This is a genomic window from Streptomyces sp. CNP082, from assembly GCF_059570535.1.
In genome coordinates, this window is sequence record NZ_JCANSZ010000014.1 from 15736 (window position 1) to 39420 (window position 23685).

At 73.1% G+C, this 23685-nt stretch carries 20 protein-coding genes and 1 pseudogene; 12 read left to right on the plus strand and 9 right to left on the minus strand.

All coding sequences use genetic code 11. The features are described 5' to 3' along the window. The first annotated feature begins 34 nt into the window (after positions 1-34). Positions 35-451, plus strand: a complete 417-nt coding sequence (locus B124_RS14295; protein ID WP_496503186.1) for a hypothetical protein — start codon at positions 35-37, stop codon at positions 449-451. 37 nt (positions 452-488) lie between these two features. Here B124_RS14295 and B124_RS14300 read toward each other — a convergent pair whose 3' ends face one another. The 8 genes and pseudogenes from B124_RS14300 to B124_RS14335 all read right to left on the minus strand — a co-directional run. After that, positions 489-1640 (minus strand): MFS transporter, encoded by a 1152-nt coding sequence (locus B124_RS14300; RefSeq protein ID WP_496503187.1) that lies wholly within the window; start codon positions 1638-1640, stop codon positions 489-491. Further along, positions 1633-2469: a family 3 encapsulin nanocompartment shell protein gene (locus B124_RS14305; RefSeq protein ID WP_496503188.1), complete on the minus strand. Its 837-nt coding sequence runs from the start codon at positions 2467-2469 to the stop codon at positions 1633-1635. Before B124_RS14305 ends, B124_RS14300 begins: the two co-directional genes overlap by 8 nt. Positions 2470-2490: 21 nt before the next feature. Further along, positions 2491-3270: a sulfotransferase-like domain-containing protein gene (locus tag B124_RS14310; protein ID WP_496503189.1), complete on the minus strand. Its 780-nt coding sequence runs from the start codon at positions 3268-3270 to the stop codon at positions 2491-2493. After that, complete coding sequence (locus B124_RS14315; protein ID WP_496503190.1) at positions 3237-4220, minus strand: aldo/keto reductase; 984 nt, start codon at positions 4218-4220, stop codon at positions 3237-3239. The genes B124_RS14310 and B124_RS14315 overlap by 34 nt, the downstream gene beginning before the upstream one ends. A gap of 78 nt (positions 4221-4298) precedes the next feature. Continuing rightward, positions 4299-7340, minus strand: a complete 3042-nt coding sequence (locus tag B124_RS14320) for a non-ribosomal peptide synthetase (protein ID WP_496503191.1) — start codon at positions 7338-7340, stop codon at positions 4299-4301. A gap of 33 nt (positions 7341-7373) precedes the next feature. Next, the gene (locus tag B124_RS14325; protein ID WP_496503192.1) at positions 7374-8504 is read right to left on the minus strand and encodes an NAD(P)/FAD-dependent oxidoreductase; all 1131 of its coding nucleotides are present in this window, start codon (positions 8502-8504) and stop codon (positions 7374-7376) included. Between the two features lie 450 nt (positions 8505-8954). Further along, complete coding sequence (locus tag B124_RS14330) at positions 8955-9524, minus strand: cellulose binding domain-containing protein (protein ID WP_496503193.1); 570 nt, start codon at positions 9522-9524, stop codon at positions 8955-8957. A 56-nt stretch (positions 9525-9580) separates the two neighbouring features. After that, positions 9581-9904 (minus strand): annotated as a pseudogene (locus tag B124_RS14335) (glycoside hydrolase family 9 protein); the annotation flags it as partial. On the opposite strand from B124_RS14335, the gene B124_RS14340 reads away from it, so the two are divergent. The 6 genes from B124_RS14340 (at position 9867) to B124_RS14365 (ending at position 16973) form a co-directional block, all read left to right on the plus strand. Further along, complete coding sequence (locus B124_RS14340) at positions 9867-10511, plus strand: choice-of-anchor M domain-containing protein (protein WP_496503194.1); 645 nt, start codon at positions 9867-9869, stop codon at positions 10509-10511. The pseudogene B124_RS14335 and the gene B124_RS14340 overlap by 38 nt on opposite strands. A gap of 47 nt (positions 10512-10558) precedes the next feature. Further along, positions 10559-12184: a choice-of-anchor M domain-containing protein gene (locus B124_RS14345; protein WP_496503195.1), complete on the plus strand. Its 1626-nt coding sequence runs from the start codon at positions 10559-10561 to the stop codon at positions 12182-12184. A gap of 86 nt (positions 12185-12270) precedes the next feature. Beyond that, the gene (locus B124_RS14350) at positions 12271-13809 is read left to right on the plus strand and encodes an anchored repeat ABC transporter, substrate-binding protein (protein WP_496503196.1); all 1539 of its coding nucleotides are present in this window, start codon (positions 12271-12273) and stop codon (positions 13807-13809) included. Next, positions 13806-15368, plus strand: coding sequence for a TIGR03773 family transporter-associated surface protein (locus B124_RS14355; RefSeq protein ID WP_496503197.1), 1563 nt, complete (start codon positions 13806-13808; stop codon positions 15366-15368). Before B124_RS14350 ends, B124_RS14355 begins: the two co-directional genes overlap by 4 nt. Then, positions 15361-16104, plus strand: a complete 744-nt coding sequence (locus B124_RS14360; RefSeq protein WP_496503198.1) for an anchored repeat-type ABC transporter ATP-binding subunit — start codon at positions 15361-15363, stop codon at positions 16102-16104. Before B124_RS14355 ends, B124_RS14360 begins: the two co-directional genes overlap by 8 nt. Beyond that, the gene (locus tag B124_RS14365) at positions 16101-16973 is read left to right on the plus strand and encodes an anchored repeat-type ABC transporter permease subunit (protein WP_496503199.1); all 873 of its coding nucleotides are present in this window, start codon (positions 16101-16103) and stop codon (positions 16971-16973) included. The genes B124_RS14360 and B124_RS14365 overlap by 4 nt, the downstream gene beginning before the upstream one ends. 42 nt (positions 16974-17015) lie before the next feature. On the opposite strand, the gene B124_RS14370 is transcribed toward B124_RS14365, so the two are convergent. Then, positions 17016-17957: a glycine betaine ABC transporter substrate-binding protein gene (locus B124_RS14370; RefSeq protein WP_496503200.1), complete on the minus strand. Its 942-nt coding sequence runs from the start codon at positions 17955-17957 to the stop codon at positions 17016-17018. A gap of 170 nt (positions 17958-18127) precedes the next feature. Here B124_RS14370 and B124_RS14375 point away from each other — a divergent pair, with 170 nt between their 5' ends. The 5 genes from B124_RS14375 to B124_RS14395 all read left to right on the plus strand — a co-directional run bounded on the left by B124_RS14375 (position 18128) and on the right by B124_RS14395 (position 23660). Next, positions 18128-19492 carry a GlnX family signal transduction membrane protein gene (locus B124_RS14375; RefSeq protein WP_496503201.1) on the plus strand — a complete coding sequence of 455 codons (1365 nt, stop codon included), beginning with the start codon at positions 18128-18130 and terminating at the stop codon, positions 19490-19492. After that, entirely contained in the window at positions 19489-20577 is a 1089-nt protein-coding gene (locus tag B124_RS14380) for a transporter substrate-binding domain-containing protein (protein ID WP_496503202.1), read from the plus strand. Before B124_RS14375 ends, B124_RS14380 begins: the two co-directional genes overlap by 4 nt. Positions 20578-20656: 79 nt before the next feature. Continuing rightward, positions 20657-21661 (plus strand): FecCD family ABC transporter permease, encoded by a 1005-nt coding sequence (locus tag B124_RS14385; RefSeq protein WP_496503203.1) that lies wholly within the window; start codon positions 20657-20659, stop codon positions 21659-21661. Continuing rightward, complete coding sequence (locus B124_RS14390) at positions 21658-22818, plus strand: FecCD family ABC transporter permease (protein WP_496503204.1); 1161 nt, start codon at positions 21658-21660, stop codon at positions 22816-22818. The genes B124_RS14385 and B124_RS14390 overlap by 4 nt, the downstream gene beginning before the upstream one ends. Continuing rightward, the gene (locus B124_RS14395) at positions 22815-23660 is read left to right on the plus strand and encodes an ABC transporter ATP-binding protein (protein WP_496503205.1); all 846 of its coding nucleotides are present in this window, start codon (positions 22815-22817) and stop codon (positions 23658-23660) included. Before B124_RS14390 ends, B124_RS14395 begins: the two co-directional genes overlap by 4 nt. The last annotated feature ends 25 nt before the right edge of the window (positions 23661-23685 follow it).

Genomic DNA, 23685 nt, shown 5'->3' on the forward strand with positions numbered 1-23685 from the left:
CCGGCGGGGGCGCTGTTCGCGTACGGTCATGGCCATGGCGATGATGCGCACCCGATTGTTACTCGTGCCGGCTGCACTGCTAGCCGCCGTGCTGAGCGCGTGCGGCGGTTCGGACGAGACCGCCGGCCGGGGCGGAAAGTCACCCTCCTCGTCCGCCGCCCCGTCCCCGAGCGCGACCTCCCAGGAGGCCGTGTGTGTACGGCTGATCACCTACTGGGCCCACGACCAGCTCAAACCCGGCGGCGGCAGCCAGTCGGACTACCAGCAAAAGGGCCTGTCCGACGGGCAGAACACGATCCTCCTCGACGTCGTCGAGCTGGCCAGAAAGGAGCGGCGGGAGAACGGCGACGCCGCGGCCCGGGAACTGGTCGAGCGCGAGGTGGGAAAGCGCTGCGCGGAGCGGTACGAGGCACAGGGCTCCGACAGCCCGTCCGCCGGCTGGCCCCAGTAGCCCCGCGCCCCGCCGGCCCGGCCCGGGACCGGACCGCTCAGGCCGCCGCCGGGTCCCGGGCCGGCGCGCCCCGGGCCGCGGCCGTGCCCGCGTACAGCGAGCCCAGCACCGCACCGGCCGCGATGAGGAACGTCCCCGTGTAGCTGACCTCCGCCAGCGCACCGCCGATCAGCCCGGCCGCGCCGATGGCCACGTCGAAGAACGAGGTCACCGCGCCCAGCGCGGCGCCGCGTTCGGACTCCGGTGCGGCGTCGATGGTGATGAGCGCCAGCGCGGGGTAGAGCAGCGTGAAGCCGCCGCCGGCGATCAGCGCGCCGAGTGTGGCCAGCCACAGCTCGTCCGCGAAGGCGATCAGCACCATGCCCACCGCCTCCACCGACGCCGAGAAGACCACCACCGGCAGCGCGCCGACCCGGTCCGGGATCCGGCCTGCCAGCACGCGTACGGTGACGTACGCGGCGCCGAACGCGCTGACGACGACGGACCCGTGGGCCACGCCGCGGTCCGTCATCGCCAGCGCCGCGAAGCCCGCCACCATGGCGTAGCCGAAGGAGCCGCACGCCAGCGACAGCCCCGGCAGCACGGCCGAGCGCGGCAGCAGCTTGCGGGAGACCGCGGCACCGCGCTCCACCCGGTCGGTGAGCCTGAGGATCACGCAGAACGCGACGGCCGGGAGCGCGGCGACCGTGGCCCACACGGCCTCGAACGACCCCGCCCGGTACACGAGTTCGCCGAGTACGGGGCCGAGGGCGAAGCCGCTCCACATGGCGAGCCCGTAGAAGCCGACGATCTGTGCCCGCCGGTCCTGCGGGGCCAGCGACACCGTCCACAGCGACCCGGCCATGAAGAGCATCGCCTCGCCGACGCCCAGCAGGACCCGCGCCGCGTACAGGCCGGCCAGCCCGAGCGGCAGCGCGTACAGGCCGGCCGTGGCGACGATGAGCACCGCGCCGAACAGCATCACGCGGCGGCAGCCGGTGCGCTGGGCGAGCTGCCCCGCGTACGGGCGCACCAGCAGCGCCACCACGCCGGAGACGGTGAACGTGACGCCCACCTCGAAGGCCGAGCCGTCCAGTTCGTCCGTGACCAGCTTGGGGATGACCGGGATCACCATGCCGACGGCCGTGAACGTGCACAGCAGCGCGGCTACCAGGCCGGCGAAGGTGGGGGCCCACCGCTGTTCAGTCATCCGCCCCTCCCGGGACCACGTGGTAGAAGTGCGTCGGCAGTTGCAGGGCCACGCCCTCGTAGACCTCGGCGCACACGGCCGTGCCGGGTGCGGCGAAGGTGCCGGGCGGCGGCTGGGCCACCTTGATCACGGAGTGGCCGGCCTCCAGCAGCCGCGCCGCCATGGCGAAGTCACCGACGATCGCGTGGCCGGGCGCCACGTGCCGGTTGCGGCAGATCATGACTTTCTCCCGGGCCAGGTCGGTCAGCAGGTTGCCGTTTCCGACCAGTTCGCCGTAGTAGTCCCGGGGGTTGACGATCATCGCGTGCCCGGTGCCGCCGGTCTGCTCGATCTCGTCGAAGGCGGCCAGCACCCCTTGGGTGTACGAGCCGGAGTACGGCAGCGGCGCCAGGTCGGGGTGGCTCAGCAGGCCGACGGTGAGCGCGCGGTTCTCCGCGGTGCCGAGCCGCACCATCAGCCGGCGGTCGACGAACGACGCCAGCGCCGCCGGCTCGCCCGCGAGCCGGTCGGGGATCTGCACCCAGCCGGTGATCGGCGCGACGCCGTACGCCGCCGTGTCGAAGCGGAAGTCGGCCTCCCGCAGCCGCTCGCCCGCCGCGTGGGACATGGCCGCGCCCGGCCGGGACTCGAACCAGGAGATGAGCGCGTCGGCGTCGACGCGCTGCTTGCGGAAGAGGTTGCGGACGGTCAGCCGGGGGCGGTCCGAGGTGGGCTGGAAGGCGTCGCTGAGCGTGAAGTCGAAGCGGACCGCCGCGGTTGCCGGGTCGGTGCGGAAGGCGTGGGCGAACCGCTCACCGGGGGTGGCGGTGCGGATCTCGGTCGCGGTCATGTCTCTCCTCCTGTGCCGGGGTCAGAGGGCGTGTTCGACGAGCCGCTGGTAGTAGGGGAGGTGGTGGTCGTAGTACGAGCGCAGCCGCGTGTCGTCCGCGACGGTGACCGGGTGCCGGGTGTGCGGGGCCGTGAAGCCGGAGCTGGCGCTGGCGCCCAGGTGCCAGCGCCGGTTCTGCCGCCACTGGGGCAGCTCGCCGGGCGCCCAGGTCAGCGCGGAGGGCAGGAAGGGCAGGCCGGTCGCCGCGCAGTACGCGGCGACCGTGCCGGCCGGGTCGGCGAGCAGCCGCTCGGCGGCGACGACCACGGGCCGGACACCGGTGGTCTTCCACGCCAGCTTGAACAGCGCCCACTGGTGCTCGTAGCCGACCTCGCGGCAGGCGAACTCCGGCTTGACGGCGTGGTGCGAGGCGATGGCCGCGGCGGGCTCGCGGACGATGAACGTGTGCCGGAAGCCGGCGATCGACTCGGGGTGGGCGAAGAGGTGGTCGTAGTGGTACTCCAGCGTGTCCTTGAAGAACACCGGGCCCCGCGCGCCCAGGCGGGCCAGGTGCGCGAGCAGTTCCGCGTACGACCGTACGGTCGCGGTGCCGCCGGTGAGGCCCGGCACCGCCACCTCGCCGTGGTCCGTGAGCAGCACCAGCGGCTCATGCACCACGGTGACGTCGCCGCGCTCGGCCATCATCCGCAGGAAGGCGGTCGACACCGAGCGCGGGTGCGCCCACAGGGCGATGACGCCCGCCCCGGCTCCCGCGCCGTCGCCCCCGCTCACATCGACCAGGCCGTGGGCCGCCGGTCCCACCGGTGCCGGCGCAGCTCGGCCAGCAGCGCGGCGTCGAGCGGCGGGGCGTCGGAGACCGCGAGGTTGGCGTGTACGTGGGCGGGTTTGCGCATGCCGGGGATGACCGTGCTCACGGCCGGGTGGTGGAGGATGAAGCGCAGCGCGAGTTCGGGCAGCGTCATTTCCTCGGGGAGCACCTTCTTCAGGGCCTCCGCGCGGTCGACCGTCGGGCCCAGGTTGTCCGCGCCGAAGTACACCGCGCGCCAGTCGTCCTCGGGGAACGCCGTCTGACGGGTGAGCGCGCCGGTCAGCCCGCCCTCGTCGAACGGGACGCGCGCGATGATGCCGACGCCGTCGCGCTGCGCGCGCTCGAACAGCTCGTCCTCCGGCGCCTGGTCGAAGATGTTGTAGATCACCTGGATGACGTCGACGAGACCGGTGTCGAGGGCCCGCATGCAGTTCTCCGGCTCCCAGCGGTTGACACTGATGCCGAAGCCCTCGATCACGCCCTCCGCCTTGAGATCGGCGACGACCCGCTGCCACCGTTCGTCGCCGGCCCACCTGTCCTCCCACACGTGGAACTGCAGCAGGTCGATGCGGTCGGTGCCCAGGTTCTCCAGGCTGCGGTGGACGTACTCGCGCACGTGGTCGGGCGGGAAGGCGTCGTCGAGGGTGTCGTCCTTGCCCGGCGGCCACTCGCGGTTGCGCGGCGGCACCTTCGTCGCGGTGTAGAGCCGCCGCTCGGGGTGGCGCTTGAGCAGGGCCGCGAGCAACTGCTCGCTGACCCCTCTGCCGTAGACCCAGGCGGTGTCGAAGAAGGTGCAGCCGAGTTCCACCGCGAGGTCCAGGCAGTCGGGCGCGACGTCGTAGTCCCAGCCGGTGAAGCCGCCGGGGCCGCCGCCGATGCCCCACATTCCGTAGCCGATCTCGCTCACCTGCCAGCCGAGCCGGCCCATGGTCCGATTACGCACGAGTTCCCTTCCGTTGCAGTTCCGTTCGGTTCGCCGGGTTGCCTGTGGTGCGTCCGGCCCGGCCGCCCGCTCTCGCGGTCAGCCGGTGAGCGTGGCGTGGTAGGCGGCGAACGCCTTGTCGAGCGGTCCGTCACGCAGCCCGTGGCGCTCGTCGAGTGCCGCGCATTGCGTTCTGGTGAACAGCCGCGGGTTGTCGACGAGCAGCCGGGCGAAGTCCGGTGTTCCGTCCGGCCCGGTGGCCGGGAGAGAGGCCAGCACGGCGTGCAGGAGAGCGGAGGCCGAGCGCTCGTCGGACTTCGCCGCTCCGGCGAGCGAGGCCATGAACTCCCGCGGCGGCAGCGGGCGCGGCCCGCCGTCCGCCTGGCCGACCGCCGCCAGGTCGACGCTCTCCGCGCGGAACACGTGGTAGTCCGCACCCGTCGGCCCCTCGGTCAGCCCCGCGACCAGCCGCGCGGCCGTCTCGTCGACCGGCGTGTAGTCGGTGCGCATCGGCACCGCGGGACGTACTCCGAGTTCGTGGCAGGCGGACAGCAGCAGGTGCGTGAGCGCTCTCGGATTGGGCAGGCCGTTGTCCGCCGCGGGCATGATCTCGCCGAGCCGGTAGAGCGTGACCGGCGCGCCCAGCGCCCGGGCCCGCCGCAGCAGCCGCTCCGCCACCAGCTTGGCACGGCTGTAGCCGCTCAGCGGTGAGGTCACCCGCTCCGGGTCGGTGTCCTCACCGAGCCGTGCGCCGGCCAGCAGCGCGTGGCGGTCGAGCACTCCGAGGGTGGAGACGTGGTGCAGCGGCTTGGGGCGGCCGGCGAGCGCGAAGCGCAGTGCGTGCGCGGTGCCCGTGACGTTGGCGGCACGGTGGTCCCGGTAGCCGAGCAGGAAATTGACCAGCGCGCCGGTGTGCAGCACCGCCTCGCACTCCGCCGCGTACTGCTCCCACAGCCGTGCGGGCCAGCCGAAGCGGGGCCGGGCGAGGTCGCCGGCGCGGGCGTCCAGCCGCTGCCCCATCCGCTCCTCCCACAGCCCCTGGGCGCACAGCACGGCCACCATCCGGTGCCTGGCCTGTGCGTCGTCGCGGGCGCGCACCAGGCACACCACCCGGGCCGACGTGGTGCTGAGCAGGCGGTGCACCGCCCGGGAGCCGACGAAACCGGTGGCACCGGTGACCAGTACGCACCGCGGCGGCAGCGTCATGGGGGCACCAGGGGCACCGAGGGCATCGGCGGCGCGGGCCGCCGCGTGCGCCAGGTCCGCCGGCGGCTGCGCGTCGCGCTCCATCAGCGCCGACTCCTCCTCGGCGCCGCCGTCGCCGCCCGGGGCGGGCGGGCGCAGCACGGCGGCGGCGAGCGCGGCGGGGGTGCGGTGGGCGTACAGATCGGAGACCACCACCGGCACACCCAGCGCGTCGCGTACGGCGATAGTGGTGGCGAGCGCACTCAGCGAGTCGCCGCCGTGGGCGAGGAAATCGTCGCCCACGGTGAAGTCCGGCAGTCCGAGGACGCCGCGCACGATGTCCGCGATGCGCTCCGCCGGGGAGCCGCCGTCGCGGACGCCGGGTCTGACGCCGGCCTCCAGCTTCTCCGCCACGATCCGGCGCAGCGCCTCCATGTCGGCCTTTCCGCTGTCGGTCAGCGGCAGCGACTCCAGTACGAAGCAGTGCTGCGGCAGGTGGATGCGCGGCAGCACCGACGCCAGGTGCGCGCGGAGCGCCGCCGGCGTGGTGCCCTCCTCGGCGGCGGCGGCCACCACCAGCCGGTTGCGCCCGCCGCGCCGCACGGTCAGCGCCTTGGCCTGGATCACACCGGGGCACCCCTCGGCGGCCGTCTCGATCTCGGCAGGCTCGATGCGTACCCCGTTCACCTTCGCCTGCCGGTCGCGACGGCCGGTGAAGCGCAGCAGGCCCGCCTCGTCGAACCAGCCCAGATCGCCGGTGCGGTACAGCCGCGGACCGGGGATCCGGGGATACGGGTTCGGCACGAACACCTGCCGGGTCCGCTCCGGATCGCCGAGGTAGCCGGCGCCCACGCAGGCGCCGCCGACGAGGATCTCCCCGGTGCGGCCCGCGGGCAGGGGAGTGAGGGTGTCGTCGGTGACGATCGCGTAGCAGTTGTCGATGGGACGGCCGAGCGGGATGCGGTCGCCCTCGTCGCCGGCGATGCGGTGGAAGACCATGCCGATGGCGGTCTCGGACGGGCCGTAGCCGTTGGTGATCTCAAGCCCCGGCACCAGCTCGCGCAGCCGGTGCACGGCGTGCGGGATGATCTCCTCGCCGCCCACGACGAGGTGGCGCAGCGACGTCACCTTCGCCACCGCCGCGGGCTCGGACTCCAGCAGGGCCACCAGCATGCCGAGGATCGCGGGCACGAAGTCCGTGACGGTGACGCGGTAGCGGCGGATGACCTCCACCGTCCGCTCCAGGTCCAGGAACTTGCCCTGCTCCGGCACGATCGTGCGACCGCCGGTCGTCAGGGGCCACAGCAACTGCCAGATCGCCGAGTCGAAGGTGTGCCGGCTGTTCTGCAGGACGACCTCGTCGCCGGTGGCGGCGAACCAGCGGGTCATGAAGCGCAGCCGGTTGGTCAGCCCGCGGTGCAGGTTCAGCGCGCACTTCGGCGCCCCGGTGCTGCCCGAGGTGAACACCCCGTACGCCACCGTGGCCGCGCCCGGCGCCGGCACGTCGGGCCCGCGCCCGCGCGGGCGGATCCGGTGCGCGGCGACCACGTGGGCGCCGCGCTCCACGACGGCGGCGGTCGCGGTCAGCACCAGCGGGGGCGCGGGCCGCCCGAGCGCGGCGCGCAGCCGCTCCTCGGGCCAGGCGGGGTCGCAGAGGGTGAAGGCGGCGCCGAGCTTCATCACGGCCACCATGCACAGGGGCAGTTCGAGGCTGTTGCCGAGGACGACGGGCACGACGTCTCCGGCGCGCACCCCCGCTTCGGCCAGCTCGGCGGCCAGGCCGTTGGCGAGGGCGTCGAACTCCGCGTAGGTGAGGGTGGTCTCCGTCGGGCCGTGGCAGGTGACGGCGGGGCGGTCCGGCGTGCGGGCACGCTGCTGCTCGATGAGGGCGGTCACCGGACGGTACGGGCCGTGGTCGGCCCGGCCGCCGGCGAGGTGCCAGGTCGTATCCGACATGTCCAGCAAACTCTTTCCCTGAGCGGTTTGGGGTCAGAGAGGTGCCGTGCGGGTGCGGACCGGAATGACGTCCGCGACGAGCGGGTCGAGTGCGGGCGGGGGCGTCTGCCCCGTGGCGAGGGCGGCGAGCAGCGCGCCGGCCGCGGGTGCCGTCTGGATGCCGTAGCCGCCGAGTCCGGCGAGCCAGCAGAACCCCGGCGCGTCCGGGTCGGGACCGAGTACCGGGGTGTCGTCGGGCGCGGCGGTGCGCAAACCCGCCCAGGTGTGCGGGACATGCCGCAGCGGGAGCGCGACCATCGCCTCGAACCGGGCGATCGCCAGCGCCACGTCGGCGTCGTCGGGGCGAACCGGGCCGGGTGCCGCCGGGGTCGCGTCGGCGGGGGAGAGCAGCAGCCCCCCGGGCTCGGGGCGGGCGTAGAACGTGTCGGCGACGTCGGTGACCATCGGCCAGCCGGTGACGTCGTGGCCGTCCGGCACCCGGGCGAGCGCGGCCGTACGGCGGTACGCGACGAGCCCGGCCGGCGGCACGCCGGCCAGCCTTGCGACGTCGTCCGCCCACGCGCCCGCGGCGTTGACGACGAGCGGCGCGGAGAATCCGCCGGCGGAGGTGCCGGCGTGCCACCGCCCGCCGCGGCGGGCGAGCCCGGTGACCCGGGCATCGGTTACCACCGTGCCGCCGGCGGCACGCAGCCCCCGCAGGAAGCCCTGGTGCGCGGCGTCCACGTCGACGTCACAGGCGCCCGGCTTGTGAAGCGCCCGGTCGAAGGCGCCGGGGCGGAGCAGCGGACAGAGCCCCAGCGCCTCTTCGGCGGTCAGCTCCACGGCGGGTACGGGCGCGGTGGCACCCGCGGCCTTCGCGGCCTCGAAGGCCGCGGCGGTCCGCGGGGTGCCGAGGGCGAGCACGCCGCGCGGTGCGAGCAGCGTGCCGGCGGCGAAGCCCGCCGGCGGAGCCGCGTAGAAGGCCCGGCTGTGCACGGTGAGCGCCCGCACCACCGGGTTGCCGAAGTACTCGCTGAACAGCGCCGCGGAGCGCCCGGTCGCGTGCATCCCGGGCGCCCGCTCCGCCTCCAGCAGCGTCACCCGGCGTCCGCCGCACTGCCGGGAGAGAAACCATCCCGCGGCGGCACCGGCAATGCCTCCCCCGATGACCAGGACGTCAGCCATCGGCGCCGGACCTTCCCGGCCCGGCGGCCCCGGATGACGGCAGAGCGGGCAGCCCCGGAGGGCCGGCCGGATGTGCCACATGGTGCGTGACGAGCGTTTCCCCTGCGTCCACAGCGGCATCCCCTCGAACGCGAGCACGAATACGGCGGGGAGAGTAGGGGAGGGTCACGAGGGGCGGTAGCCCGGCCGAGTGGCCAATTTCTTGTGCGGACAGCGGACTTGACAGCGGTCGGAGCGTGCCCGTCCGGGCAGGGGGAGCCCGTTGAGTGGGAGGTGTTCCTCCTGGTCACGGGCTCGAATCCGCGACCGGGCACGCGGTCGGGCACATCTGGGAGATGCGGAGTGCGAGCACGCCGCGTACCTGTTTCTGCGCCAGCCTCATCCGTGGCAACCGGGTGTCCGCGGGGCGGCGGTCACACCGCCGGCGCCGTTCCGGCCGGTACGAAGGGTCTAGCCGCCGGGCGTCGGACCCGGCTCCTCGCCCCAGACCAGCTCTCCCGAGTCGTAGAGCGGGATGTTCCCGGCGAGGGCCGGCTGGTTGGTCAGGCCCTGGTACGACCAGTCGTCCGTGGGGTCCCAGCCGGCGCCCCCGGTGATGCGGAACTGCACCTCGGCGCGGTGCTGGGACTGGCCGCCGGGGAAGATCGCCTTCCCGGTGCAGTCCAGCTCCACGTAGTAGAGGTCGCCAGCCGCCTGGAAGGGCCCGCGCAGCGGCGAGGGGCACTCGCTGTAGCCGGAGAACAGGGTGAGGTCCGCCGGGTCCACACCCTCGTCGAGGGTGAACCAGTAGCGGAAGGCGCCTTGGTCCAGCGTCCGCGCGGGGAAGCCGCTTCGGTTGCGGACGGTGGCCTTGACCTCGGTGAATCCCGCGCCGTCGGCGTTCAGGGACGCCTCGACGTACATTTCCGGGCCGTCGGGCTCCTCGGGCTGCGGGAAGTCGGCGACGAAGGCTGTGTTGGCGGCGTAGCGCAGCGAGCCCCAGGTGTCGAGGACGGCCTGGCCGCCGGGCGAGTACGGCACGCGCTGGCCGCCCGGCGCATGGCGGCGGCGGTCTCGGCGGCGACGTCCGATCCTGGGCAGCCCGGGTGCACCCGGTAGGACGGCCGCTCCATCGGCATGACCTCGGCCGGTCCCCACCACCGGTGGTCGGCGTCGCCGTCGCCGACCTGGGCGTAGAGGACGTCGGGCTCGGGGTGCGCGCGGATGAAGTAGTCGTTGACCCAGCGCAGGTTGTCCTTGAGGTGCGCGAGCTGGCCCGACACCTGCAGGCGCGGCGAAAGCCTCATTGCCAAGGCTCGATGAAAATGATTATCGTATTGGATGTGCCCGAGGGGGCATGAACATGACCCATGGGGGTTTCTTTTGCGTACCCGCAGACGCCTGCTGACCGTCACCGGCATCGCCGCCGCCGCGCTCGCCACGGCCGGTCTCCACACCTCCGCCTTCGCCGCCACCACCCTGAGCAGCGGCCACGTCGATGTCCTCGACGCCGAATGGGACGGTACCGACCTGCACCTCCACGTCCACGACGAGGAGACCGGCACCGAGTACGAGCCGGCCGACGTCATCCTCTCGGTGCCGGCGGCGGCGAAGGTGGCCAACCCGGGCTGCGGCTTCCTCGGCTCCGGCAGCCAGGTCTGGCTGCTGCCGGACACCGAAGCCGAGGCCGACGCCGCCGGGGTGCTCTTCCCCGGCATCTCCACCGAGCACCTCACCACCGGGGTCTTCGACACCGACAGCGTCACCTACGACCTGGTCGGCGCCGTCCGCAACGGTGCCGCCACCGAGGACTTCAGCATCTACGCCGGCAGTTGCGCCCGCTGGTTCGACAGCGACACCGGCACCACCGGCTTCAAGTCCAGGACCTTCGGCGTCGGCACGCACAACCACGCCAACTGGGCCTTCGAAGAGGCCGGCAGCTACCAGCTCACCTTCCGTGTCCGGGGCACGGTCGGCGGCGTGGCGGAGTCCGTCACCGAGACCTTCACCGTCGACGTCACCTCGTGATCCGAGCCCTGGCGCGCGACAGACGCGCCGTCACAAGTGCGGTGCTCATGGCGGCGACCGCGGTGCTCCTGGGCGCGACAGGGCTGGTCGCCGGCGGCAGCGGGAACGCCCGCGCCGCCGGCGGTGCCGTCGTCCTGGACGAGGGCGAACTCGACTTCACGCCCCGGCCGGCCGACGGGAAGCTTGAGCTGCAGATCGACGACCGCGGCGGCGGCACGACTGCCGTGCGTGAGCCGTCCGAGGTCGTGCTGCACGCGCCGGCGTCCTCCCTGCAGTACACCGCCGACCCGATGGCCACGGCTCTCGGCACGACGACCCTGGACTCCTGGCAGCTCAACGGCTGGGAGGCGGAGAACATCTTCGCGCCCGAGCCGGGCTGGAACGGCTCCGCGGCGGGAGGCGACACCGAGGTCACGCTGTCCGGGTACGAAGGTCCCGGAGACTTCGGCCTGGCCCTGTACACCCGCGAGATGGACAACGTGAACGCGCCGGCAACCGCCTTTCTCGGCAGCGTCGCCTCCGTACAGCGCACCTTCACGCTGCCCCGCGAGGAGGAACGGCTGCTGCCCACCTGGCAGTTCACGGCGGAGGGCGTCTACCGGCTCACCTTCACCGTCACGAGCGGCGGCTCCTCGGACACCGAGACACTGGCCGTGGTGGTGGGCGACGACGTCGACCCGTCCGCCGTCCTGCCCGGCGACGGCTCCACCCCCACGGCTTCCCCGACGGATTCGCCGACCGGCTCGCCGACGGCGAGCCCGCCGCCCACCGCCCCGCCGGGGCACGTCATCGACGAGGGCCACGTCGACCTGGCGGCCCGTCCGGCAGACGGCGACCTGGAGTTCCAGATCAAGGAGGGCACCGAGCTCAACCACACGTGGTACGAGCCGGATCGGGTCGTCATGCACGTACGGGCCGCCGCCAAGCGGAAGATCCCGCAGGGGTACGACTTCCTCGGCACTCCCGGTGACGCGGTGTGGTGGCTGCCGCTGCAGCAGAACGCCGGCATCGTGTGGCCGGGCTGGAACACCACGGAATTCGCCAAGGCCGACCTCGACGGCCGCGTCTCCTTCCGACTGGACTCCGTACGGGGCCCCGGAAACATCGCGATGTTCCACAACGGCGCGATGGGCGACCCGGTCGTCTCGCTCAACAGCGGTGACGGTCTGCCCGACGCCCATACCCTCGGCGCGGGCACGCACAGCCACTTCGACTGGGTGTTCGGCGCCGAGGGCGTCTACCGCACCACCTTCACGGTCAGCGCGACTCTCGCCGACGGCGCGAAGGTCAGCGACACGGAGACCATCGCCTGGGTGGTCGGGGACGGCACGGATCCGTCGACCGTGGCGCCGGGTGCGGGGGATGAGCCGACGGCGACGCCCACGGCCACTCCGTCGGAGCCGGCCTCGCAGCCGCCGACTGCGACGGCGGGTCCGTCAGCGTCCGCGTCCCGCTCGCCGAGCGCCCCGGCAACCGGCCCGGGCTCCGGCTCCTCCGGTACCGGCGGGAGCGCGACGGCCGGCGGCAGCGGCGGCACCGGCGGGCCCCGGACGGCCGGCGGCCTCGCCTCCACCGGCGCGCAGGCAGCCGTGATCGCGGGCATCGCCGTGGCCGCTCTGCTGATGGGCGGGGGTCTGGTGGTGCTCGTACGGCGTCGCCGTACCGCTCAGTGAAACCTCTGCGTACGACGGACCGGTGCCCGCAGCCGGCCCGGTCCGTCGTGCGCGGCATCGTCGTGCTGAAGAGAAGGAGGAGCCCCATGCGGGGCCACCCCAGACGTACCACCGCCACCGCAGCCGCGCTGATCGCGGCGAGCGCGCTGCTGTCCGGATGCAGCGTTCCGCAAGCCGGGGTGTCCGATGCGGAGTTGACCGTGTCGACGACCACCGCGATCATCGCCGACCTCGTCGAGCAGGTCGGCGGTGACCGCGTCGACGTCACGTCGATCGTGCCGCACCACGGCGACCCGCACTCCTACGAGCCCAGCCCCGGTGATACGGCCAAGGTCGCCGAAGCCGACGTCGTGTTCAGCAACGGGCTCCTGCTCGAAGAGCCCGGGATCATGAAAATGGTCCACAGCAACGCGCGTGGGTCCGCCCCGAAGGTCGAGATCGCCGAGAAGCTGGAGCAGTACGGCGGCACGGTGATCAAGCTGGAGGAGGACCTCGGGCTGGACGTGCTGTGGCTCGGCTGGGCCGTCGAGGGCGAGGTCGCAGGAGACGGCTCCCAGGTCCGTACGACGGCCACGAAGGTGGAGGGGCCCGGCGAGCTGCGCGTGTATCTCACCGACACGCTCGGCAGGCCCCGGGTGTACGTCGACTCCGCCGACGGGCTCGACGGCAGCGACTCCTTCACGCTGCCGCCCGAGGCCCACACCCACGTCAACTGGGCGTTCAGCAAGCCCGGAACGTACCGGCTGACCATCGAGGGACAGACCGAGACCCTCGACGGGACGACCGGAGGAATCGGCAGCGGCACCGTCACCTTCACCGTCGGCGACGGCGCCGAGGCACCCGCGGGAGCGAGAGTCCTCGACGGCGGGCACGCCGACGTCGCGCTCAACGCGGAGACCGGGAAGGTGTACGTCCGTGCCGACGACGACAGGAGCGGCGAGCCCGCGCGCCTCCCGGTCGACGAGGTGGTGCTGAACGTTCCCGACCGGGCCGGGGAGACCGTGCCGGAGGAGAAACCGTACTCCTTCCTCGGCGCCGCGGGCGACGAGCTGTGGGTGCTGCCGCAGGCCGTCATCGGCAAGCACGTGCACGGCGACTTGGACCCGCACGCCTGGGAGGACGTCGCCAACGCGGCGGCGTACGTCCGGCGGATCGAGGCCGAGCTGATCAAGGCCGATCCGGACGGGAAGGCGGCGTACGAGAAGAACGCCGCCGCGTATCTGAAGACGCTCGGCGCCCTCGACGAGGAGGTCGCCGGGAAGCTCGCCGCCGTGCCGGAGCAGAACCGCAGGCTGATCACCACCCACGACGCCTTCGGCTATCTCGCGGAGGCGTACGGCATGGAGGTCGCGGGCTTCGTCGTGCCCGTGCCGAACCAGGAGCCGAGCGCGGCCGAGGTGGAACAACTCGGCGACACCATCCGGGAGAAGAAGATCCCGTCGGTGTTCCTGGAGCCGAATCTGGCGGCGCGGGCGGACGTGCTGCGCCGGGTCGCCGAGGACGAGGGGGTCGGGATCTGCACGATCTACGGCGACTCGTTCGACGACAAGATCCACGACTACGAATCGATGATGCGGCACAACGCGACCGAGCTCGCCGAGTGCCTGGGGAGGGACGCTGGATGAGGGGCATACGAAGGGTTCAGCGGGTCGCCGTGGCAGTGGTGCTGGCGGCCACCCTGGGCGGGGGCGGCGCCGCCCTCGCGGACGACGGTACGGCGCGTGCGGCAGGGCCCGGCCTCGGCCGGATCGCCTACGAGGACGGGGCCCTGACCCTGGATCCGGCCGACGGCGCCCATGTGATCAAGGTCGGCCGCGCGGAGGCGGCGGATGCCTCGGCACCCGGGTGGGACACCACCGGCGTACCCGAGGGCGCGGTGGCCGACGACACCGTGCGGTGGTCCCTGACCGGGCTCGACGGCCCCGGTGACCTCAAGGTGTACGCGGCCGGGGACGAGCGGGAACGCGGCGGCACCGGGGACGCGCTGCTCTTCGACAGCGCGGACGAGGTGCGTGACGAGCGCGAGCTGCCGGTGGGCCAGGCGGGCGGCACCCGCTGGGAGTTCAGCGAGGAGGGCACGTACCAGGTCATCTTCGCCGCCGAGGCCACGGCCGCGGACGGGCGGGAACTGTCCGTCGGGACCGTGTACACGGTGGTGGTCGGGGACACGGCGGACGGAGAGGACGCGGACACCGGGGCACCGGCCGCCGAGGAGACGCCCGCCGGGGAAGCTTCCGCGGCACAGCCGTTGCCGGCGGCCGGGAAGGCCGTGACGCAGACGGCCGAGGCCGAGCGGCGCACCGCCCGGGCCGCCACCGCGGCAGCCACCGATGCCGTGTCCGACAGGAAGGTCCTCGATGAGGGCCATGTCGACTTCGCGGCCCGCGTCATCGACGACAGGCTGCAGATCCACATCAAGGACGGGACCGTCTCGGGGAAGACCACCTGGCGCGAGCCCTCCTCCGTGGTCCTGCACGTCAAGCCGGAGGCCAGGAACACCCTTCCGGCGGGCGGGGAGTTCGCGTTCCTCGGCAAGGAAGGCGACCCGGTGTGGCTGCTCGACCAGGTGCAGCAGGAGGGGCTGCTGTGGCCCGGCTGGTCGACGGACAACATCAAGGCCGGGGCGACCAGGGGAGGTGTGGAGTTCTCCCTCACCAAGGCCGAAGGTCCGGGCACCTACGCCCTCTACACGTACGACGCCATGTCGGGCGCGAGCGTCCTGTTCAACAGCAAGGACGGGGTGCCGGACTCTTTCGGCGTGCCCGCCGACACGCACGCGCACGGCGGATGGGCGTTCACGGAGCAGGGGACGTACCGGCTGACCTTCAAGATGGGCGGCACGCTCGCGAACGGCAGGAAGGTCTCCGACACGGAGACGGTGACGTTCGTGGTGGGCGACACCGACCCCGGCACGGTGACGCCGGGCGACGGCTCCGGCAAGGGGGCCGGGACCCCGGGGACGTCCGGTTCCGCTTCCCCGGACACGGCGGGCTCGGGCTCCGGCTCGGGCTCCGGCTCCACCGGCGGCTCCACCGGCGGTTCTGCGAAGGAAGGCACCGACGGTTCGATGGCCTCCACGGGTGCCGGGCAGCCGGTCCTCCTGGGCGCTGCGGCGGCCGTCCTCACCGCCGCGGGTGCCGCGGCCTTCCTGGCCGCCCGGCGCAGGAGGACCGCACGTGACTGACAGCTCCGGCCCGCTGCTGCGGGTCACCGGCGCGACCGTCCACCTCGGCGGGCGTACCGCCCTGGAGAGGGCCGACCTGACCGTCGACGCAGGCGAGCTGGTCGGCCTCATCGGCCCGAACGGCGCCGGCAAGACGACCCTCCTGCGCGCCGCGCTCGGGCTCGTTCCCCTGGCCGCAGGCGAGGTGTCCGTCGAGGGCAGGACCGGCCGGCGGGCCGGGCGGAGCATCGGCTACGTGCCGCAACGGCACGAGTTCGCCTGGGACTTCCCCCTCGACATCGCGGGCGCCGTCCTCACCGGCCGCACCCGGCAGATGGGCTGGCTGCGCCGCGCGGGTGCGGCGGACCGGGCGGCCGTGGCCGAGGCGCTGGAGCTGACCGGGCTCACTGAGCTGCGGCGGCGCCCGATCGGGGAGCTGTCCGGCGGCCAGCGGCAGCGGGTCCTGGTGGCCCGCGCCCTGGCCGCAGACCCGCGCATCCTGCTGCTGGACGAGCCGTTCACCGGAGTCGACGTACCCACCCAGGAACTGCTGAACGGGCTGTTCGGCCGGCTGGCCGCGGCGGGCAGGGCGCTGCTGATGACCACCCACGACCTGGCGGCGGCTGCCCGCACCTGTCAGCGGGTCACGCTGATCAACCGCACGGTCGTCGCCGAGGGCGGCCCCGGCCTCCTCGCCGACCCCGACCAGATGCTGCGGGCCTTCGGCCTCGACCGCGCGATCGGAGCCGCAGCGTGATCGAATTCCTCATGGATCCCTGGCACCTGCCGTTCATGCAACGGGCGTTCGCGGTCGCCGCGGTCATCGGCCTGGTGTGCGGGGTCGTCGGCGTGTACGTCGTGCTGCGCGGCATGGCGTTCATCGGCGACGCGGTCGCCCACTCGGCGTTCCCGGGCGTCGCGCTCGCCTACGCCTTCGAGGGCAACCTCCTCCTCGGCGGCGCCGCGGCCGGCATCACCACGGCCGTACTCATCGCCTTCGTCTCCCAGAACCGGCGGCTGAAGGAGGACACCGTCATCGGCGTCTTCTTCGCCTTCGCCTTCGGGCTCGGCATCGTGCTGGTCTCCACCAGGGACAGTTGGACGACCGACCTGTCCTCCTTCCTGTTCGGGCAGGTGCTGGCGGTGAGCGCGATGGACGTGTGGACCGTGGCCGCCATCGGCGCCGTCCTGGTCCTCGTCGTGCTGGCGATCGGCAAGGAGCTGGTCGCGGTCAGCCTCGACCGCGAAACGGCACGGGCCGCAGGACTGCCGGTGTTCCGCCTCGACCTGGCGCTCTACGTCATCGTCACCACGACGATCGTGATGTCCCTGGAAGCGGTCGGCAACATCCTCGTCCTCGCCCTGCTCATCACCCCCGCCGCCACCGCCCGCATGCTCACCGAGCGGCTGTGGGCGATGACCCTGCTGGCCTCGCTCATCGGCTGCGCGGGCAGCGTCGCGGGCCTGTACGTGTCGTACGCCTACGACCTCGCCGCGGGCGGCTCCGTGGTCGTGGTGCTCACCGGTCTGTTCGTCCTCACCTGGTGCCTGGCACCCCGGCACGGGCTCCTGGCGAAGCTCGTCCGGCGCCCGGACGCCGCCGCCTCCCTGCCCGCCGGACGGTGACCTCCGGCGGCCGGCGCAGTGCAGACGCCCGTCCGGCTCGGATCAGACCGGGAGCCACTGCCTGACGAGGGGCTGGTTGTCGCCGATCCAGGTCTCCACCGCGGCGGATCTGTGCTCCGCGCCGCCGGCCTCCTGGATCGCGGCCTCCAGGCCCTGCAGTTGATCCGGCGTCACCCGGAAGTTCCGCAGCCACTCCAGGGCTTCGTTGTCGCCTCGGCCGTGGAACTTCCGGGAGACGATCGTGTGGATCTTGTCGGGGTCGCCGAAGGCGTCGGCGGGGTCGTCGAGGTAGCGGATGTCGTACGTGGAGAACGCCCAGTGGGGCCGCCACATGCCCACCAGGACGGGGCGCTTCGCGGCGTACGCGGTGTCCAGGGCCTGCAGCATGGTGCCGGTGTCCTTCGCCATGTGGCGGTACCTGCCGGTCAGGCCGTACTCCGGGATCACCGACTTGTTGATGGTTCTGGTCAGACCCGCGGTCGGCTCGATGCCGACGATCGTCCCGTTGAAGAGGTGGGCGTACTCCGGCAGATCGACCAGGGACTCGACCTCGTCCACGTAGTCGGGCACGGCCAGGCCCAGATCGCCGGGCTCGTACCAGGGGCCGAGGTCCACCGTCGAGCCGCCGTACTGCGCCCATTCCTCGGTGTGGGTGCTCGGCAGCCAGGCGTCCATGAAGACGTCGAACCGGCCCTCGGCCACCCCGCGGAACAGGTCGGGAACGGCGTCCTGCTGTACGGCTTCGACCCGGTAGCCCTGGGACTCGAGCAGTTGCTTCCACAGCTCGGTGACCGCGATGTCCTCGTCCCAGGCCACATAGCCGATGGTGATCGTCCCCCGGCCCTTCGCCGCGGCCTTCGCCGGGCCCGGTTCCCCGTCGGTGCCGCAGGCGGCCAGGGCGGGGGGTGCCAGCGCTCCCGCGGCCAGGACTCCCAGGAACCTGCGCCGGTCCCACGCGTGCGTACGGTCTCCCCCGGTGGACATTCCGTCAGCGTAGTGCCCTCCGGGACGGAACCACTAGTGTTCCCAACAGCGGTACCGAACAGGGGGTTTGATGGGGACTGCCGGGCGGCGAGGGGGAGGGCCGGTGTGGTGACGCCGACGGGAACGGGGGGCGCGTCCGGACCGGATGCCTCCGTGGAAGGGGCCCGCCGATGAGCGTGGCCGCGCAGGCTGTTCCGGGACGGCGGCGCGGGAGGGTGCGGGCGGCGGCCTCCGCGGTGTGGGGGATCGTCGGGACCGGGTCTCCACCGGCCCGGTTACGGCTGGCGGGGCTGATCACGACACTGGTGACGGTGCTCTTCGGAGTGCTTCTGGCCACATCGGTGTACGAGCGCCAGAGGGCGGCCGGGAATCTGGCGGAGGAGTCCGCGCCGCTCAGCGCGGACGTGGGGGAGATATACCGCTTGCTGGCGGACGCGGACGCCACGGCGGCGGCGGGCTTCCTGCGGGGCAGCGAGGAGACCCATGCGGACCGCGTCGCCTACGAGGCGGATATCCGCACCGCCTCCCGGCTGCTCTCCAAGGCGGCGGCCCGCACCGAGGACTCCTTCGCCGCGCGGCGGCAGATCGCCATCCTGAACAAGGAACTGCCCGGCTACACGGGCCTGGTGGAAGCGGCACGCTCCGCCAACCGGGAGAACAAGCCGGTCGGCAACTCCTACCTGCGGTACGCCTCGGAGCAGATGCACTCCACCATGCTCCCGGCGGCCGAGGACATGTACCACGCGGAGACCCGGCGGATGGCGGCCATGCGCGCCGACGCCAGCGAGCCGCCCTGGGCGGCCTACGGCGCCGGGCTGCTCGTCCTGGCGGTGATCGGCTTTTACTCCTACCGGCTCTACCTGGCCACCAACCGGCGGCTCAATCTGGGTCTGGTGGCGGCGGCCGGGGCGGTGCTGGCTTCTCTGGTCTGGCTGACGGCAGGTCATGCCGCGGCCCGCTCCGCGCTGGCGGACTCCGACACCCACGGCTCGGCCTCGGTGCAGTTGCTCACCCAGTCCCGGATCGCCGGCCTGAAGGCCCGCGGGAACGAGAACATGGCCCTGGTGGCGCGCGGGGAGGGCGCCGCCTACTCCCGGGAGTTCGACTACTGGGCGAGTGCGATGGACGACAAGGGCAAGGGGCAGCGGCTGATGCAGCGTTCCAGGCTGCAGGCCGAGGACGAGGCCGGGCGGAAGCTGGTCACGGATGCCTGGGCGGAGCTGAAGGACTGGAGGAAGCTGCACAACCAGGCCAGGGAGCAGGACGACCAGGGTGACTACGAGGCCGCCCTGGCCCGCACCATCGGCCGGAACGCCGACGGCAAGAGCGCCGCCGACACCACCGAGCGCAGCTTCGCCGCCGTGGACCGCAAGCTGGCCGCGGCGGTGAACCACGAGCAGAAGCAGTTCCAGGAGCAGGTCGAGAACGGGCGCGGCGCGCTCACCGGACTGCCCGTCGGCGGCTCGGTGCTGTGCCTGCTCGGCGTGGCGGGCACGGTCGTGGGCGTGGGCCGGCGGCTGGCGGAGTACCGGTGACCGCCGGGGACCGCGGCGGGATGAAGGAGGGGACGGCAGTGGGGAACTCGGCGGCAGGATCCGGCGGTTCGGTACGCGGCGCCGCGCCGGCGCGCGACGGGCGCCGCGTGGCCGGGGGGTGGGCCGCGGTGTGGCTGGCTGCCACCGCGCTGGTGCTGGTGCCCACGGTCAGCGGAGCCGCACCGCAGCAGGCGCCGACGGCGGCAGCGCCGTCCGCTGCACAGGCGGGGATGCCCGGGCAGGCCCCGTGGCAGGGAACGTCCGCCGCGGAGGACTGCGACACCAGGGTGAGCCCGGACCCGGCGAGCGGCAGCCGGAACGGAGCGGCCGTCAAGAAGATCAAGGACCGCGGCAGACTGATCGCCGGGGTGGCGCAGAACAGCTACCTGTGGAGCCACCGCAGCGCCGGGGGCGAGCTGGCGGGCTTCGACATCGACCTGGTCAAGCAGCTCGCCGACGCCCTGCTCGGCGACCGCGAGGCGGTGGAGTTCCGCACCGTCCCGGTCGACCACCGCCAGCAGGCACTGGCAGACGGCGAGGTGGACGTGCTCGTGCAGACCATGCCGATCACCTGCCGGGCGCTTCAGGGCACCCCGGAGGAACCGGCCGTGGACTTCTCCAGCCCCTACTTCGAAACGGGGCAGCGCGTGCTGGTCCCCGAGCACTCCGACATCACCGGCTTCGACCGCAGCCTGGAGGGCAAGACGGTGTGCACCGCCTACGGCTCCGGCGGGTACGAGCTGCTGAGCGGCGAAGGTGAGGAGGAGTACGGCGCGTGGATGCGGGGGCGGCCCAACGCCCTGGACTGCCTGATGCTGCTTCAGCTCTCCCGCGTGGATGCGGTCCTGACCGACAGCGGGCTCGCCGCGGGCCTGGCCGCCCAGGAGGACGGCACCCGGCTGGCCGGGCCGCAGGTCGGCGAGGACTCCTACGGAGTCGCGGTCAAGCACGGGGCGGACGACCTGCTGCGGGTGGTCAACGGCACCCTGGAGGAGGCCGGCGAGAGCGCCTGGCAGGAGAGCTACGACAGATGGCTGAAGGACTGGCTGGGCCCGGCCGGGCCCCCGGCCCCCCGGTACGGCTAGCCCCTGGCCGGCCGAAGTCCAGGCCACCCCGCCACGTAAGCTAAGGCAAGCCTTAGCTAACTGACGTGGGGAAGGGTGGATGTCAGGAGTCGTGAGCCGACGGGCCGGCTGGGTGGCCGCCGCCCTTCTCCTGCTGCTGCTGGCCGTGGTGCTGAGCCTTGCGGTCGGCAGCCGTACGGTCGCCCCTTCGGTGGTCTGGGACGCCGTGGTGCACGGCGGTACCAGCGACGACGCCCAGGTCGTACGGTCGCTGCGGGGGCCCCGGACGGTCATCGGCGTGATGGTCGGAGCCGCGCTGGCCGTGGCCGGGACGGTGCTGCAGGGCATCACCCGCAACCCGATCGCGGAACCCGGCATCCTGGGCATCAGCCAGGGCGCCTCGCTGGGCGTCGTCTGCGCCATCGCCTTTTTCGGAGTGCACGGCCTGACGGGATATGTCTGGTACGCGTTCGCGGGTGCGGGCGCCGCGGCGGTCTGCATCTACGCCGTCGCCGGCAGCGGACGCGGCGGCGCGTCGCCGGTGAGGCTGGCCCTGGCCGGGGCGGCGATGAACGCGTTCCTCGCCTCCGTGGTCTCGGCGATCCTCACGACCGACGCCCACGCCCTGGACGAGTTCCGGTTCTGGGACGTCGGCTCGATCGCCGGGCGGGACGCGGCGATCGCGGGGCAGATCTGGCCCTTCCTGCTCGCCGGGCTGCTGCTGGTGCTGGCGATGGCCCGCGGGCTGGACGCGCTCGCGCTCGGCGACGACATCGCCCGCGGGCTCGGCCGCAAGGTGGCCCTGCTGCGGGCGACCGGCGCCCTGGGCGCGACCGTGCTGACGGGTGCCGCGGTCGCCGCCGCGGGACCCATCGCCTTCATCGGCCTCGCCGTGCCGCACCTGGCCCGGGCGCTGGTCGGGTCCGCACACCGCTGGCTGCTGCCCATGGCCGCGCTGCTCGGCCCGGTGATGGTGCTGCTGGCGGACGTTCTCGGACGGGTCGTCGTACGGCCCTCGGAGGTGCCGGTGGCCGTCATGACCGCCCTGGCCGGGGTGCCGTTCCTGGTCGCGCTCGTACGGAGGAAGAAGGCGGTGGCGGCATGACGCGGATCACCGGCGGCGCGCCCACCGGCGCCGCCGCCCCGGTGCCTCCCGTGCCGGCCGATTCCGGGACGACCGGGCCGGGGAAGGCTCATCCGGCTGCCAGCGTCGGTCCGCGTTCCGCCGGGTACGCCGTGCTCCGGGCCGGGCAGGGCAGTCTTCTGCTGCACCGTCGCAGCGTCCTGGTGGCCACCGGGCTGACCGCGCTGCTGGCCGTCGCGGTGGTCGCCTCGCTGTGCGTGGGTGAGTCGTTCGTCGCGCCCCGCGAGGTCGTGCGCGTGCTGCTGGGGCTGCCCAGCCCCGACGAGTTGGTGGTCGGCACCCTGCGGCTGCCGCGCCTGGTGACCGGCCTGCTGGTGGGCGCCGCCTTCGGGGTCTCCGGCGCGCTGATCCAGACGATGGCCCGCAACCCCCTCGCCAGCCCCGACGTCATCGGCGTGACGCACGGCGCGGGCGCGGCCACGGTCGCCGCGATGACGTTCGGCCTCACCTCGTACACCGCCCTGACATACGTGTCCGTCGGCGGCGGGCTCGCCGCGGCCCTGCTCGTCTACCTGTGCGCGTGGCGGGGCGGTCTGTCCCCGTTCCGGTTCGTCCTGGTGGGCATCGGCATCTCGGTGGCGCTCGGCTCCCTGACCCGGCTCTTCGTGACCAAGGGCGACTACCTCGTCGCCCAGCAGGCCAAGGTCTGGCTCACCGGTTCCCTCAACGGGCGCGGCTACGACCACGCCGTACCGCTCGCGATCACGGTCCTGCTGGCGGCGCCCTTCCTGCTGTGGGCCGCGCGTGCCCAGCGCGGCTCGGCCTTCGACGACGACACGGCCACGTCACTCGGCCACCGGCTCGACCGCACCCGGCTCGGCCTGAGCGCCCTCGGTGTCGTCCTCGCCTCCGCCGCGACCGGCGCCGCGGGGCCCGTCGACTTCGTGGCGCTGCTCGCGCCGCAGATCGCCCGCCGGCTCACCCGCACCCCGCACACCCCGCTGCTGTGCTCGGCGCTGACCGGTGCGCTGATCGTGGTCGTGGCCGACCTGCTGGCCCGCAGGCTCTTCTCCCCGTCGGAGCTGCCGGTCGGCGTGTTCACCGCCCTGGTGGGCGCCCCGTATCTGATGTGGCTGATCGTCCGCACCCGCAGCAGCCGTTCCGGAGGAACCGCGTGACCGCCAACCGCCTCACCGCCCGGCACCTCACCCTCGCCTACGACAACCGCACGGTCGTCGAGGATCTGGACCTTGAGATCCCGGACGGGAAGGTCACCGTGATCGTCGGCCCCAACGCCTGCGGGAAGTCGACCCTGCTGCGTGCCCTGGGGCGGCTGCTGAAACCGCGCGGCGGCTCCGTACTGCTGGACGGCACGGAGCTGTCGCGCGTCCCCACCAGGAGGATCGCGCAGGTGATCGGGCTGCTGCCGCAGACGCCGGTGGCCCCGGAGGGCATCACCGTCGCGGATCTGGTCTCGCGCGGCCGGCAGCCGCACCAGCAGTGGTGGCGGCAGTGGTCACAGGAGGACGAGCGTGTCGTCGCCGAGGCGATGGAGCGCACCGGGACGGCCGGCCTCGCCGGGCGGCCGGTCGACGAACTCTCCGGCGGGCAGCGGCAGCGCGTCTGGATCGCCATGGCCCTCGCCCAGGACACCGATCTCCTCCTGCTCGACGAGCCGACGACCTACCTCGACATCGCGCACCAGGTGGAGGTACTCGACCTGGTGCGGCAGCTCAACCGCGAGCGCGGCCGGACGGTGGTGGCGGTGCTGCACGACCTGAACCAGGCGGCACGCTATGCCGACCATCTGATCGCCATGCGGGCCGGCCGCATCGTCGCCCAGGGGCGGCCCGCGGACGTGGTCACCGCCGGCCTGGTGGAGGAGGTCTTCGGGCTCGCGTCGGTCGTCGTACCGGATCCAGTGACGGGCGATCCGCTGGTCGTCCCCGGCCCTCCGCGGAGCCGCACCACCCCGGATTCGGCCGGTATACAGGACTCGCATAAGGTAAGGCTTGCCTAAGTTCCAATGAATGACGGGAGCCTCC